The organism is Corynebacterium sp. HMSC034H07 (assembly GCF_001815175.1).
Classification (GTDB): Bacteria; Actinomycetota; Actinomycetes; order Mycobacteriales; family Mycobacteriaceae; genus Corynebacterium; species Corynebacterium hiratae.
In genome coordinates this window covers 73,850-87,170 of the sequence record NZ_KV819545.1, presented here as the reverse complement: position 1 = coordinate 87,170, position 13,321 = coordinate 73,850, and the positions used below count along the sequence as shown (strand labels likewise).

General features: G+C 66.5%; 11 protein-coding genes. 4 read left to right on the top strand and 7 right to left on the bottom strand.

Annotated features, from left to right (window positions below; genetic code table 11):
- On the top strand, window positions 1-2,296 hold a 2,296-nt coding region (locus HMPREF3009_RS12430; RefSeq protein WP_070682296.1), incomplete at its 5' end, for an alpha-(1->3)-arabinofuranosyltransferase domain-containing protein.
- Window positions 2,297-2,455: 159 nt separating this feature from the next.
- Here the strand turns inward: HMPREF3009_RS12430 and HMPREF3009_RS12425 are convergent.
- Window positions 2,456-3,670, bottom strand: coding sequence for an acyltransferase family protein (locus tag HMPREF3009_RS12425; protein WP_070682293.1), 1,215 nt, complete (start codon window positions 3,668-3,670; stop codon window positions 2,456-2,458).
- A 53-nt stretch (window positions 3,671-3,723) separates the two neighbouring features.
- Between HMPREF3009_RS12425 and HMPREF3009_RS12420 the strand changes: the two genes are divergently transcribed.
- Both HMPREF3009_RS12420 and HMPREF3009_RS12415 read left to right on the top strand, forming a co-directional pair.
- Window positions 3,724-4,698, top strand: coding sequence for a PorA family protein (locus tag HMPREF3009_RS12420; RefSeq protein ID WP_049156963.1), 975 nt, complete (start codon window positions 3,724-3,726; stop codon window positions 4,696-4,698).
- 6 nt (window positions 4,699-4,704) lie between these two features.
- Complete coding sequence (locus HMPREF3009_RS12415; protein ID WP_232761139.1) at window positions 4,705-6,192, top strand: MmpA family trehalose lipid delivery protein; 1,488 nt, start codon at window positions 4,705-4,707, stop codon at window positions 6,190-6,192.
- On the opposite strand, the gene HMPREF3009_RS12410 is transcribed toward HMPREF3009_RS12415, so the two are convergent.
- Window positions 6,116-7,198, bottom strand: a complete 1,083-nt coding sequence (locus HMPREF3009_RS12410; protein WP_070682287.1) for a glycosyltransferase family 4 protein — start codon at window positions 7,196-7,198, stop codon at window positions 6,116-6,118. The two genes, HMPREF3009_RS12415 and HMPREF3009_RS12410, sit on opposite strands and share 77 nt — an antisense overlap.
- Window positions 7,199-7,222: 24 nt before the next feature.
- Between HMPREF3009_RS12410 and HMPREF3009_RS12405 the strand changes: the two genes are divergently transcribed.
- Window positions 7,223-7,978 carry a class I SAM-dependent methyltransferase gene (locus HMPREF3009_RS12405; protein WP_049156958.1) on the top strand — a complete coding sequence of 252 codons (756 nt, stop codon included), beginning with the start codon at window positions 7,223-7,225 and terminating at the stop codon, window positions 7,976-7,978.
- Window positions 7,979-7,992: 14 nt separating this feature from the next.
- Here HMPREF3009_RS12405 and HMPREF3009_RS12400 read toward each other — a convergent pair whose 3' ends face one another.
- The 5 genes from HMPREF3009_RS12400 to HMPREF3009_RS12380 all read right to left on the bottom strand — a co-directional run bounded on the left by HMPREF3009_RS12400 (window position 7,993) and on the right by HMPREF3009_RS12380 (window position 13,083).
- Window positions 7,993-8,754 (bottom strand): hypothetical protein, encoded by a 762-nt coding sequence (locus HMPREF3009_RS12400; protein WP_049156979.1) that lies wholly within the window; start codon window positions 8,752-8,754, stop codon window positions 7,993-7,995.
- Window positions 8,751-9,488 (bottom strand): ABC transporter ATP-binding protein, encoded by a 738-nt coding sequence (locus HMPREF3009_RS12395; protein ID WP_049156956.1) that lies wholly within the window; start codon window positions 9,486-9,488, stop codon window positions 8,751-8,753. Before HMPREF3009_RS12395 ends, HMPREF3009_RS12400 begins: the two co-directional genes overlap by 4 nt.
- 9 nt (window positions 9,489-9,497) lie before the next feature.
- Window positions 9,498-10,313 carry an MTB12 C-terminal domain-containing protein gene (locus tag HMPREF3009_RS12390; protein ID WP_053089094.1) on the bottom strand — a complete coding sequence of 272 codons (816 nt, stop codon included), beginning with the start codon at window positions 10,311-10,313 and terminating at the stop codon, window positions 9,498-9,500.
- Entirely contained in the window at window positions 10,310-11,122 is an 813-nt protein-coding gene (locus HMPREF3009_RS12385; RefSeq protein ID WP_049156954.1) for a class I SAM-dependent methyltransferase, read from the bottom strand. Before HMPREF3009_RS12385 ends, HMPREF3009_RS12390 begins: the two co-directional genes overlap by 4 nt.
- Window positions 11,123-11,262: 140 nt before the next feature.
- Complete coding sequence (locus HMPREF3009_RS12380) at window positions 11,263-13,083, bottom strand: phosphoenolpyruvate carboxykinase (GTP) (RefSeq protein ID WP_049156952.1); 1,821 nt, start codon at window positions 13,081-13,083, stop codon at window positions 11,263-11,265.
- Window positions 13,084-13,321 lie beyond the last annotated feature (238 nt).

The following is a 13,321-nucleotide window of genomic DNA, read 5'->3' as shown; positions in this document are numbered from 1 at the left end:
GAGGTTGCCGCGGACGTTGTCCCCGGGGCGTCGTGAAGCAGCGGGCCTTCTGGTGTGCCTCGTGGTGGTGGGCGCGACCGCACCAGCGTGGGCGGGACGGCTGCTGCCCAAGGGCGCCTACGAAGAGGTTCCCGACTATTGGCATGAGGCTGCCTCCTTCATGAATAGCCTGGACACACGCGTGCTCATCTACCCACCGGCCTCCTTTGCGCGGCAGGACTGGGGCTGGACGCGCGATGAACCAGCACAGGCGCTTCTCGACGTCCCCTGGGCCGTCCGCGACGCCGTCCCCCTCATCCCGCCGGAAGCCATCCGTGGCCTGGACGGTGCGATGGCGCAGATTTCGCGCGACCCTGCCACGGCACCCGTGGTTTTGCAGCGCCTCGGTATCGGGGCCGTCGCGGTGCGCCACGACCTGATTTCTGGTTCTTCGGACCATATCCCGGGCGAGGTCCACACCTTCGGGGAGGTCGACGTCGTTGTCTTCGACCGCGACCTCTCCATGAACCTGGCGCCTGCGGATCCGCCGCGCGTGGCGGGCGGTGGGGAATCGCTCGCGCTCCTGGAAGGCCCCCACGAGCTCGTCTCCGCCAACGCCGATATCGTCACCGATACGCCCACCTTGCGTGACCGCAACTACGGCACGCTCAGCGGCCCGGTTTCCGCGCCGCTGGCCCCTGATGACCCCTCCACCGTGCGCAACCGCCTGCGCGACTACCCCTCCGCCGGCCCGCTGACCCAGGTGGTGGAGCACGATGGCCGCGTCACCGCGTCATCGTCTGCCGCGGATGCCTCGGCCTTCGGCGGGGCGAACCCGGCGCGCTCTCTCACGGCGGCCGTCGACGACGAAAACTCCACCGCCTGGTGGCCAGCGCCCGGCGATTCCGGCTGGTTAGAGCTGCATTCCGACTCTTCGTGGACCTCGCCTACGCTGCGGCTGATGACCACCGGCACAACTGAGGTGACCATCCACAACGGTGATTCTCAGGTCACCGTCACCATGGAGGCCTACCGCGCCCGCGATATCCGCGTGCCCGGCGCGCAGGCCTCCACCATCCGCATCGAGCCGCAGCGCCGCACCGGGATTGCCGAGGCCTCCGTCGTAGACCAGCCCACCCCGCGGCGCCTCGTCACCGTGCCCGATACCTCGCCGGATGCCGAGCAGTTCCTCTTCCAGCAAGACAACGAGCACATCCTCATCCGCTCCTTTTCTACCCCGCGCGACATGACGGTGCGGGTCTCCGGCGAAAAGACCGTGCTTATCGACGGCTCCCCTCACGCCCCCAACTCCACCCTTAACCTGTCCGCCGGGCAGCACCGCCTGCGCACCACCGGCGACTGGGCAGCGTTGACCGATACCGCATCCTCCTTGCCCGATCCCCTCCCCGCCTCCTCGCGTGCAGCTTCCGAGGACAAAACCGGTTCCTCCGCGGACCCGGCCGCCGCCGCTGCCGACCCATCCGACACCGGCTATACCCCGCTCGCTTCCGGCGGCAACCACGACTTTGCTCGGCTCACCTCTGGTGAGCCCATCGAGCCCGCCGACCACGACCGCCTTCTCATCACCGGCCGTGCCTTCAACGAGGGCCTGCGCGGCGAGCTGCGCTCCCCCAGCACAGCCGCGGTCTCGACGTCAGGTTCAGCAAAAGACTCAGCACAAGATTCAGCACCGGCCTCCAGCTCGGAACCACTGTCCCTCGAACCGCGCTCCATCGATGCCGACACGCAAGCCTTCCTCATTCCCGCCGGTGCTAGTGGCACCTTCCACATGTCTTTCGCTGCCGACCGCGCCTATCGCGTCGGCCTAGGCCTCGGCGGCGCGCTCGCCGCGCTGACCACCGCGCTGTGCCTGCTCGTCATGGCCCGCGGCCCCCGCCCTCACTCCGCTTCCCCCGCCTCTTCCGCGACTTACGCAGCACACGATTCAGCCGCAACCAGCCCAGTCGCCGATGCCGCCCTCCCGGCATCCTCCGCTGCTTCCCGAACGCTCTCCCCCGCTTGTGTTGCCCACTCGTCCACCTCGGCGCGTGTCCTTCTGGCCCTGCTCATCGCGGCAACGATGGCACTCGTCGCGGGCCTGCCCGGTGTTGCCGCCGCTGCCGCGGCGTGGGCCATCACCCGCTGGACCACGTTGCGCCCCGACTACCTGGCGGGCACGCTCACCTTAGCCGCGGGCGCGATGCTCGCCCGCGCACCCTGGCCCGCGGAGGGCTACGCCGGCGATTCGCTGCTCGTGCAACTGCTGTGCGTCGCGGCTATTACCTGCGCCTGCCTCCCACCCCGCCGCGCCTCTTAGGTACCCAGTCTCACCGCATATGGTTCCCCTCAAAAGGCATTAGTCAGAAGGTGTCTTTGGGGTCAAGGAAACCATCTGCGGCGATGTAAAAGGTTTGTTTGGGGGCAAGGAAACCGTTTGACTAATGCCTTCTGGAAAATGCCATGTGTGAAGTGGCGTCTACGACCCCACCGAACCGGCGGAATCAGTCGAGCCAGCGGCGCTGGCGAGGGATCCGGAGCCCACGGTAGCGGAATGGGATCCGGAACTGGCAGAGCTCGCAGAAGCGGAGCCGGCAGGGCTATCTGCCTGGCGCGGCAACGAACGCGGAACGGTGATGCGGCCGCGAGTAAAGGCGAGGGAGCGGATGAGGTCGCGGCCGGGGACCTCGACAAGCGCGTAGGTCGCAGCAGAAAGCACACAGCTAACGACCACCGTGAAGACCAACACCACCGCGAAATCCCCGGCAGAGCCGGAGAAAGCAGACACGCCCAACAGCGGGAAGGCAATGGCCAGCACCGCTACGTGCCACATGAAAACACCATAAGACCAGCGGCCCAGCGCTCGCATCACCTCGGAAGAAAGCCAGCTTTCCCGCGGGGCCAGCGCCACCGGCACCACGATGCACGCCCCGCACACCGCCCCCGCCGCAATGCGCCGCGCAAACTCACCCGGTTCTGGATGCACCAAGCCCTGCGGGCCGAACCACTCGCGGCTGGCCAGCCACACGCAGCCCGCGGCCACCACCCAACAAGCGAGCCGCACAATGCGCCCAGCGCGCAGGCGCACCCCAGCCGCCTCAGCCTCCGCGGCCAACATTCCCACCGCGAACCACGAAAAGTACGCCGGCGGCCAAATCTGCGTGTTGATATCGCCGGATTCATAACCGGCGACAAAGGGTAGGAAGCCCCACAACAGACTCAGCACGCTAGCAACCGCAATGAGCACAACCCGCCAACGCACAGAAAACCTATCCAATCCCCACGCCAACAGCGGCAACACCGCATAGAAGGCGAACTCCACGCACAGCGACCACAATTGCGTAAGCCCGGGAACCAGGCCATCGGCAATATAGAGCTGCGTACCAGTCAGGTTGGTGATGACTTGCGGGAGGGTTAAGGGGGAGGCGTCGGGAAGCAAGGCGAGTACCGCCACCACGCACACCACATACAGCGGTGCCAAGCGCGCCACGCGGGAAAGAAGATACTGCCCCGCCGTGTGCGCGTGCCGCCGGCGCCACAGCAAGAAACCACTGAGCACGAAGAAGACCGCCACCCCATAATCCAGCCTCTCAGCCCAGGCCCAGCCGGTTGCCGTCTGGAAAGACACGTGCGTGATCACGACCGCCAACGCTGCCAGCGCACGCACGCCTTCGAGCTCAGGGAGAAAGCGCATGGCCCACTACGATACTATTTCTGCAGTGAATCCCTCGACCGATCGGAGCTGACGTGTTCCTTCGCTCCCGCCTAGCGCAGGTGACGATTGCCGCCGCGGTGTTCCTCATACTCGGGTCCATCCTTCCGCCGCTGTATAACAACCAGGCCCGCCCGCTGCCCAGGGACCTCGACATCACAGTCCGCGCGGAACAGGACGGGGTCGAGTTCACCCGCCACACCACGACTGCCTCTGCGGAGAAGGATTCCGTGGCCCGCGCACAATCCACCACCACGCTCACCTTGGACAGCGACACCGTCGTGCACATCACCGAGGAATCCCTGCTCAACCGCGAGTCCACCTACCCGGTGGCGGGCCCGAACACGACGCAGAATATCGAGCTTCCCGCCCTTGACCTGCAGGTGGAAGACCAGGTCGAGCGCGACGGCATCAGCTACTTCTTCCCCGCCGGCGCGGAGCAGCGCTCCTATCCTTTCTTCGACCCGCTCACCCAGGACGCGGAGCCCATCGATTTTCTGCGCGATGAGAAGCTTGACGGCATCCCCACTTACGTCTTCCGCCAGGATGTCGCGCCGGTTTCGCTCGCGGAGGTCTTCGACCTCGATGCTCGCCGCTCCGGTCCAGCGGGCGATTTCTACTCGCCCGAATCCCTGGAACGCTACAACCTCAAGCCGAAATCGCACGTCATCCTCGAGCCCTTCTACGCGGTGAGCCGCACCGTGTGGGTCGAGCCCACGACCGGCACCATCGTCAACGAGGAGGAACACCCGCGCATCTTCTGGGCCACGGATGCGAGCCAGGCCCAGGCCATGGTCGACGCCGATGACACACAAGAACGCGCGCTTCTCGACGTCCCCCTCTCCTGGTCCGATTCCACCCGCACCGAACGCCTCGACTCGGTTCGCAGGGTCATCGATACGGTCAAGGTCTTGAGCCTCGTCGGCTGGCTGGGCAAGGCCATCGGCGTGGCATTGTTGGCGGTGGCGGCCGCGATGTTCATGCGCCGTCATGCCGCCCAGAGCGCGTAGGCGCCCGTGACTACGTCCCGGGCCTCCCTTGCAATGCGCGCCGCCCTCGGTGCGTGGGGTATAGCGCTCGTGCTCGCGGTGTGTTGGCCTTTCTTACTACCCGGCGAGTTCCTGTGGCGCGACATGGTGCTGCTTGATACCCCAGCTCTGAGCGCCTCTGCCTTCGGTGCCGGTGACTTGCCCGCGCGCAATGCTCCGCAGGACGGCGTGCTGGCGATGGTCGGCGGAGCATGGCTGGCCAGGGTTTTTATCCTCGGCGCGGCGAGTGCCTCGGCGTGGGTGGCGGGTCTATGGGCGTGCCAGCGCCCACAATTCAGCCCGTGGGCAGCAGCCGCGGCGATGGCGTGCGCGGTGGCCAATCCTTTCGTCATCGAGCGTCTCCTGCAGGGCCAGTGGTCGCTGGCGGTCGCGGCCTGGCTGGCGCCCGTGATCGCGTGGGGTTGTCTCACTGCGCGCCCGCGCGTGGCGTGGCTGGCGCTGTGGGCCGCGTCCTTGACGCCCACCGGCGGGCTCTTCGGGGGACTCATCGCGGTTGTCTGTGAGCGCGAAAGGCGGTGGCTTTGGACGGGCGGCTCAGTCTTGTTGTGGTTGCCGTGGTTGGTTCCAAGCCTCGCGGCCGGCGTGTCCATGGTCCACGGCGACCCCGCCGCCCAGGCCGCGGCCTTTGCCCCGCGTGCGGAGGCCTACGTGGGCGCGGTCGGCTCACTGCTCGGTTTCGGCGGCATCTGGAATGCTGCGGCCGTGCCGGCGTCCCGCGAGCATGGCTTCGCCCTGGCGGGACTTGCCGTTGCTGCCCTCGCCGTCTTGGGCGCGGCCCGCCTGTCCCGGCGCGAGCTGCGCCCGCTAGCGGCCCTGGCGGTTCTCGGCATGGGCCTGGCTATCCTCGGCGCGCTGGCGCCCGGGCTTACTGCGTTCGCCATCGAGCACATCCCCGGCGCGGGCCTTGTGCGTGATTCCTCCAAGCTCACCTTGCTCGCCCTGCCGCTGGCCATTGCCGGAATCGGGGCCCTGCGCCAGCTTCCGGCCGCAGTCGCGCTGTGTGCCTGCTTGCTCCAAGCCCCCGATGCCCCGCAGGAGCTCGCCGTGTTGAAACCACGCGAAACGGGCATCGACCGCCAGCTCATCGAAGACCTCGACGGGCGCCTCACCTTCTTCGCCGACCGCCCCGCCATGATCACGCTCGACGGGGGAATCGCCCTCGACCCCTACTCCAAGGCCGCGAACAAGCTCGACTCCGGCGAGCTCACCGTCGACGGTGTGACAGTGGATGAGCCATCGCCGCGCTACCTCGCGGCCGCCGGGGCCTGGACCAACCGCGACCTCAACCGGCTGGAGGAACTCGGCGTGGGCGCAGTCGTCGAGGATGGCCGCATCGTTGTCACCACGAACGCCCAATCGACACCCGCCCCGTGGGTTCTTAGCGCCGCTTGGTGCGCACTTCCGCTTCTAGCAACTCTTCGAAGCGCGCGCCGGTTTTCTCCCACGAAAAAGTAGCCGCCAACTCGCGCGCCGCGTTGCCTAAACGGTGGCGGAGGGAGGGGTCGTCGACAAGCGTGCGCACCGCTTGCGCGAACTCCTCCTCGCGCTGCACCAGGACACCGGTCTCACCGTCGATAACGCTGTCTTGCAGGCCGAATGTATAACCCACCGTGGGAACCCCATGTTGGGCCGCCTCCATGACTGCCAGTCCCCAGCCTTCTTTACGGGAGGGCATGAGGTGCACGTCGGCACGCGCGAGGAGCGCATGTTTATAGTCCTCGGTGACCTGACCGCGGAAGCGCACGCGGTCTTCCACCCCGTGGGCCCGGGCGTACTCGCGCAGCTGGGACTCCCACCAGCCGGAACCGATGACGTCGAGAAGCGCGCCCGGAATCCGCGCCACGGTGTCCATGGCGTGCTCAATCTGCTTGTGCGGCACCAGGCGCGACAAGGTCACCAGGTGGATATCGGCCTCGGGCTCCAGCGTGGGTACGTGCTCCGGCAGGGGGTCTACGCCGTTTTCAATGATGTGCGCGCCGTGAATCCCCAGCTTCTCTAAATCGCGCTTCGAGGCTTCCGAGACCGTCACCCACGTGTTCTCGCGATACAGCGCGGGGACCACGCGAGATTCCAGGAACCAGCCCAGCCGCGCCAGCACGGGCCCGGCCACCGGCCACTGCTCGCGGTGGCAGTGGTGCGTCAGGATCACCACGGGCGCCCGGGTGGCCAGGCGCGCAAAGAACGGGATGCCGTTGTGGGTATCCACCACGACATCGAAACCGCGGCGCCCGAACAACATCGCCACCAACGCGCGCGGGTAGACGCTGAACTTGGCCCCAGCGCGCGAATAGAGCACGCCGTTGCGGCGCTCGCGCTTGGCGGCGTTCATGTGGCGCGCGGTGCGGAAGACCACCTCGTGGCCTTGGGCAGCGAGGTACTCGCCGACGCGCTCAAGGTAGCGCTCGGAACCGCCACCCTGCGGGTGGGTGGAATCGCGCCAACATAAAAGAAGGATTTTCATGACGATGCTTTAGCCTAGTGGGTTATGAAACGCACCCGCGCCTTGGCCACCCTGCGCCGCTCCTGGCGGCTGCTGCGCTCCTTCCGCTTCGAGCAGACAGCACCCGCGATCTTTTATGGCGGTCTGGCTGAGGACACCGCCGCGCTTGTCGACGCCCTCTCCCGCGATCATTCTTTGTCCCTCACCGGCGCGCGCGTGCTCGACGTCGGGGGCGGGCCCGGCTATTTCGCGTCCGCCTTTGCTCAGCGCGGTGCCAGTTATGTGGGGCTGGAGCCGGACGTGGGTGAAATGGCCGCCGCCGGCATCTCAGTGGCCCAGGCCGTGCGCGGCGACGGCACGTGCTTGCCCTTCGCGGATGACACCTTCGACATCACGTATTCCTCCAACGTGGCCGAGCACATCCCCAACCCGTGGGACATGGGCCAGGAAATGCTGCGCGTGACCAAGCCCGGCGGGCTGGTGGTCTTGAGCTACACGGTGTGGCTGGGGCCCTTCGGCGGGCACGAGACCGGCCTGTGGGAGCACTACGTGGGCGGCGAGTTCGCCCGGGACCGCTATACCCGCCGCCATGGGCACCCACCGAAGAACGTCTTTGGCTCCTCGCTCTTTGCGCTTTCCGCACGCGAAGGCCTGGACTGGGCGCGCGGCGTGACGTCGCAAGGCTCGCAGCTCCTCGCGGCCTTTCCTCGCTACCACCCTGCCTGGGCCTGGTGGGTGACCAAGGTGCCGGTGCTGCGGGAGCTTGTGACCTCCAACCTGGTCATCGTCCTGCGCGCCTGATGGCTGAGTCAGACTTAGTCGAGGCGCCTGCGCAGAGAAGCCAGCCAGAGCGCCACGCCCACGGCCGCGAAGTACACCAGCGCCCCGTCACGGCCCCAAGGCGGGAATAGCGCCACGTCCTGGCCGGTAGCGAAGACGCCGTTGAGGAAGGGCAGCCAGCCGGTGAGGCGCGCGCCGCCGGGGATGAGCCACAGCGCGTTTTCTACCAAGAGCGCCCAGACCGTCAGCGCCGCGATGCTCAACGCCGGGGAGCGCAGCAGCCGGCCCAGCGCCACACCGTAGCCCACCGCCAACCACGCGTACACCGGGCCGAGAGCCACCATGCGCAGGCCCGCGAAGAAGTTCACCTGCCCATAGAGCACCGGGAAGAACGTGGGCAGGAGCAGCAGGCACAGGCTGACGCTGAGCAGTGTCGCGGCCGCCGCGAGCGCGCCCAGGAAGCACCAGCGGGCCAGCTGATCCAGCCCTGACCACGGCGCCGCCGCACGCAAGGCCCGCGATCCGGCGGTGGCCTGCGCCCACGCCCCCAATGCCGCAAACACGATGCTGCCCAGGTAGATGGGCCAATACGCCGCATTAGTAGTGTCCACGGACTGCGCCTGAAGGATGCCTCCCGCGGACTGGACGTGCTCCGCCACCGCTGCCACCCCGAAGGTCACCGCCAGCGGCAGCGCAAACCCCAGCGGCACGGCGACCCGCACCAGCGGGCCGCGCGCCCCGCCCAGGCGCACAGACTCGGCGCGCAGGCTTATCCGCCAGCGTTGCCACGCCTTCATGCCCGTGCCCCTAGCTCCGGGATCAGCGCCGCCACGGCGGATTCGAGGTCGGGGGCGCCGGTGGAGGCGATGACGTCCTCAAGGGAGCCGTGGGCAAGAGCCGTGCCCTGGCTGAGGATGGTTACCGAGGCGTCGGCAACCTCGGTCGTGGCCTCCACCTCGCGCAGATGATGCGAGGCCACGATCACGCAGCGACCCTCCTCCGCCCACGCGGCAAGCAACTCACGCAGCCACCACACGCCCTGGATATCTAGGCCGTTGAGCGGCTCATCCAGCACAATGTTGCGCGGGTTTCCCGCCAAGACGCTGGCGATCCCCAGGCGCTGGCGCATGCCCAACGAGTAACCTCCGATGGGGCGCCGCGAGGCCTCCTCGAGCCCGACGGCCCGCACCAGCGCCTCCGCCTTTTCCACCGGCGCGCCTGCGAGGGCGCACATCCACTGCAGGTGGCGCAGGCCGGTGTGCTGCGGTGAGAAATCTTCTGCGCTCAAGTAGCTGCCCACGTGGCGCAACGGATAGTCGGTACCGCGCAGCTCCCGCCCGTCCACCAGGACCCTGCCGCCGCGCGGGCGCAAGCTTCCGGAAAGGCAGCCGAGGAGCGTCGACTTTCCGGTGCCGTTAAGCCCCACGACGTAATTGATGCGGCCATCAGCGAAGGTGCAAGAAAGGTCGCGCACAGGCGCGGCTGTGCGGCGCGAGCCATACCAGTGGCTCAGGTTGTCAACGTCAATCACGCCGCCGCCTTAAAACGCGCCCGCGATGGGCAGGCCCACCGCATCGATGCCGTTGCGCAGCGAGTTCGTGGCCAGCTTCCAGCGCCCGTCGAGGTAGCGGAACTCCACCCGCAACGAGAGCGTGGGACGCCCGGCCGAGCTCGCGTTGAGCGTGGCACTCGCGGTGTTCCCCTCCACCGTCAGTGGCCCGCTAATCCGCTTCCAGCCCAGCGGCGGACGGAATATCCCCAGGTTGTAAATGGTTCTCGGCACCACCGTCCCCGGCAGACCAGCCTCGAGGTTGTGTGCCTTGTCCGCATCGGATCCCGGCGTGGCCACGAGCGCGTGCAGGACGCCGTTAAGGTCATCGAGCGTCGGCTCCGGGTTAGTAGCCGCAAAGCTCGCGCTGAAATCCCCACTGGGGTACCAGCCGGTGTTGGGGTCCTCCACCGTCTCATCCACCGCCTGCTCTGGCGCTGGGTCTGCCGCTTGATTCTCCTGCGGTGCCGGTTCCAACGCCACAGCGGGGGCGTCCTGCGCAACGCTTGGCGACGCCGCGGACGCCGCCGTTGTTGGTGCCGTTGTTGCCGCAGCCGCCGGCGCTGCGGAGTCGCTGCTCACGGGCACGCTCGGTTCGGCTGGCTGCGTCATCGCGGCACCCTGGGCTGCCGCCTGTTCCCACTTGCCTTGGCTGAGCTGCACGCCGAAACCCAAGACCAGCGCAGCGGCGACGCAACTGCTCACCACAGATACGCCAACCGTGGGCCAGCTGATCCCACGTGGGCGGGCCTCCATCACGCCGTCCGGCACGCCGCCGGCAACGTCACCGCTCTCACCGAAACTCATTGAGCAGCCGCGGCCGGCTTGGTCAGCACCACGCCGATGGCCTGCAGGTTGTCGCTGTATTTGTTGAACACCGAACGCATCGCGAAAACGCGGCGGCGGGCGTCGGGCATGCGCAAGACGTTAAAGGCGATACGCGCCACGCCCAGCACACCCTCGTCCTGCAAGTTGCGCTTGGCGCGCAGCAGCGCCATATCTGCATAGTGGCGCTCAGTCACCTCGAAGCCAGCCTCCCGTGCCACGCCGTCCCATTCCTTTGTGGTCAGCGGGCGGGCGTTGACGCGGATGGACGTGGCCAGCGCGCGGCGGATCTCGAGCTTCTGGGCGTCGTCAAGCGTGTCCGGCTCCAGGCACAGCTCATGGATGACATACCTGCCGCCCGGGCGCAGGATACGGAACGCCTCCGCCATGATCGCGGCCTTCCCCTTCTCGCCGTGCATGGTGAGCATGGCTTCGCCAAAGACGACATCCGTGCTGTTATCCGGCAAACCCGTGGCCTTGGCGTCATTGACCACCACGGTAGCCGAGGAAGCGCCGGCGAGGCTGGCCTTCGTGCGCGCCACGGCATCAGGATCCTCGTCCACACCGGTGTAGCTGCGCGGGCCTTCCGCCACGATCTGGCGGGCAGTGAGCCCGAGTCCAGGGGCCAGCTCCACCACGTCCTTGTTTTTCAGCTCGGCGGCGTCGATTAGCGTGGTGGTCATCTCCAGCCCGCCGGGGCGCAACACCTTCTTTCCCAGGCGGGCGAGGAGCCAGTGTCCACCAACCTCGGAGTCGGGACGATCGTGCATGGGCAAAGAAGAAGTTGTCATACAGCCAGAATATGCGAGACTTTCTCCATTTAAAAGGTTACCCTAACCTTATTGTGGCCAACCTAACATGCCAGAACGCGGCGACGCCCCGCCACCGCTGGGTGGAGGGGCGTCGGAAAGCAGCGGCGCGGAAAGCGGCGTTAGGAGGCAGCCTCAACGCGCTCCTTGAGGGCCTTGAACTGGTCCCACACCTCAGACGGCACGCGGGAGCCCAGGAAGGTCAGGTACTCCTTGTTGTCTTCCATGTCGCCAGCCCAATCGGCCGGGTTCACGGCAAGTGCCTCGCGGACGTCTTCAATGTCGAAGTCCAGGCCGGTGAGGTCGATATCCTCCGGGCGGGCGGTGTGGCCCACGACAGTCTCGACGGCGTCGACGTTGCCTTCGATGCGGTCCACAATCCACTTGAGAACGCGGGAGTTCTCGCCGAAGCCCGGCCACAGGAAGCGGCGGTCCTCACCGCGGCGGAACCAGTTCACCAGGAAGATAGCCGGCATACGGTCGCCGCCCTTTTCGCCCATATCTACCCAGTGCTGCAGGTAGTCACCGGCGTTGTAGCCCATGAACGGCAGCATGGCCATCGGGTCATGGCGCAGGGCGCCGACCTTGCCCTCAGCGGCAGCGGTCTGGCCAGAGGAGAGCAGGGCGCCGATCATGGTGCCGTGGTTCCAGTCGAAGGCCTGGGTCACCAGCGGGACGGTATCCGCGCGGCGGCCACCGAAGAGGATGGCGTCAATCTTGACGCCCTTCCAGTCATCAAACTCCGGAGCAGCAGACGGGCACTGCGTAATCGGCACGCAGTAGCGGGAGTTCGGGTGCGCCGCCTTGGTGGTGGAAGCCGGGGTCCAATCGTTGCCGCGCCAATCGATGAGGTGCTCCGGGGCCTCGCCCATTTCCTCCCACCAGACATCGCCGTCGTCGGTCAGCGCGACGTTGGTGAACAGGGTGTTGCCCGGCTCCATCGTCTTCATGGCAATCGGGTTGGAGTCGTAGTTGGTGCCCGGCGCCACACCGAAGAAGCCGTTCTCCGGGTTGACTGCGTACAGGCCGTCCTCGCGCAGCTTCATCCAGGCGATGTCATCGCCCACAACCTCAGCCTTCCAGCCCGGGATGGTCGGGGCGATCATGGCCAGGTTGGTCTTACCGCAGGCAGACGGGAAGGCGGCCGCGATGTGGTACTTCTTACCCTCCGGGTTGGTGAGCTTGAGGATGAGCATGTGCTCTGCCATCCAGCCCTCTTCCTTCGCCATGACGGAAGCGATACGCAGCGCGTAGCACTTCTTGGCCAGGATGGCATTGCCGCCGTAGCCGGAGCCGTAGGACCAAATCTCCTTGGTCGCCGGGAACTGCGTGATGTACTTCTTCTCGTTGCACGGCCACGCGACATCCTCCTGGCCCGGCTCCAGCGGAGCACCAACGGAGTGCAGGGCGTGGACAAAATCGCCGTTCTCACCAATCTTGTCCAGAGCCTGCTGACCCATGCGGGTCATGATGCGCATGGAGAGCACGACATAAGCGGAATCAGTAAGCTGCACGCCGAGCTTCGGGTCCGGGTCGCTGATGGGGCCCATGCAGAAAGGCACCACATACATGGTGCGGCCCTTCATGGAGCCACGGAAGGCCTCGGTCATCTCTTCCTTCATGGCTGCCGGCGGGGCCCAGTTATTGGTCGGGCCTGCGTCCTCAGCAGTCTCGGTGCAGATGAAGGTGCGGGACTCCACGCGCGCGACATCCGACGGGTTCGAGCGAGCCAGGTAGGAGTTCGGGCGCTTCTCCTCGTTGAGCTTAATCAGGGTGCCCTTTTCCACGAGTTCAGCGGCGAGGCGGTCAGCCTCCTCCTGGGAGCCATCTACGAAGACGACCTCTTCCGGCTGGAAGAGCTCGACGCTCTCACTGATCCACGAAATAAGCTTCTCGTTCTTCGTGGGCAGTTCACCTACAAGGCCCTTAATAGTTGCGGTCATCTCACATTCTCCTGTGGTCGGTGTGGCCAGGGTGCTTTATATCGCCGAAGGTTTCCCCTATCGACGTTTCACCAACCAGAGTACGGATACTGGTGATAACAGAATGTGTAATACAGCCCACCCCGGTTATATCCACCCTGGTTAACCCGACTAACCCAAGGACAACGAAGTGTGAAATAGGGCACGCAACCACCAAAGATACCCCCGCACAGGGGTGGATTTTCTTTGGGTTGCCCAT

Bases quoted from the DNA above. Each gene is read 5' to 3' on its own strand.
- HMPREF3009_RS12425 (WP_070682293.1), bottom strand. From the start codon at position 3,670: ATGCGCTTTCTCCCTGAGCTCGAAGGCGTGCGTGCGCTGGCAGCGTTG.
- HMPREF3009_RS12400 (WP_049156979.1), bottom strand. From the start codon at position 8,754: ATGAAGGCGTGGCAACGCTGGCGGATAAGCCTGCGCGCCGAGTCTGTG.
- HMPREF3009_RS12410 (WP_070682287.1), bottom strand. From the start codon at position 7,198: ATGAAAATCCTTCTTTTATGTTGGCGCGATTCCACCCACCCGCAGGGT.
- HMPREF3009_RS12405 (WP_049156958.1), top strand. From the start codon at position 7,223: ATGAAACGCACCCGCGCCTTGGCCACCCTGCGCCGCTCCTGGCGGCTG.
- HMPREF3009_RS12390 (WP_053089094.1), bottom strand. From the start codon at position 10,313: ATGAGTTTCGGTGAGAGCGGTGACGTTGCCGGCGGCGTGCCGGACGGC.
- HMPREF3009_RS12385 (WP_049156954.1), bottom strand. From the start codon at position 11,122: ATGACAACTTCTTCTTTGCCCATGCACGATCGTCCCGACTCCGAGGTT.
- HMPREF3009_RS12380 (WP_049156952.1), bottom strand. From the start codon at position 13,083: ATGACCGCAACTATTAAGGGCCTTGTAGGTGAACTGCCCACGAAGAAC.